Here is a 429-nt window from a genome sequence, read left to right as displayed (position 1 = left end):
AACTTTAATTAAGAATGGTACTCATCAGGTTAATGCCCGATTGGCACCTGTTAACGGCGGTAAGTACGTGTTAAAGCTTCGTAAACAGCGTTATCTGTGTAAAACTTGTGGCACCACTTGCGGTGCCACATCATCCAATTTATTCTTTAATCACACATTGACTCCGGCGGTTCACCAAGCAGTGATGGAACTGGCTAAAGATTCATTAACGGCCACCGAAATAGCTAAACTGCTGGGAATCTCTGATGCGAGCGTAAGTCGGATCATTAATGAACACGCCCAGCGTCCTTATCGCCTTAAAGAATTACCAACTCAACTCTGTTTTGACGAGTTTCGTTCAGCTAATCATCACATGTCATTTATCTGTTGCGCTGCATTGGCTCACCACCTGGTAACGACGTTGCCAGGTAGGTTAACGACTCAAATCAT

Annotated in this window: 1 protein-coding gene; it reads left to right on the top strand. The window is 44.3% G+C overall.

The genetic code is table 11. The features are described 5' to 3' along the window. The coding region (locus CES81_RS13065; protein WP_180949822.1) for a helix-turn-helix domain-containing protein at positions 1-429 on the top strand (429 nt) is incomplete at both ends.

The organism is Secundilactobacillus pentosiphilus, assembly GCF_002217985.1.
In the GTDB taxonomy this organism is placed as follows: domain Bacteria; phylum Bacillota; class Bacilli; order Lactobacillales; family Lactobacillaceae; genus Secundilactobacillus; species Secundilactobacillus pentosiphilus.
Note: the sequence above shows the minus strand (reverse complement) of the source record. Positions and strands in the feature narration are given on the sequence as shown.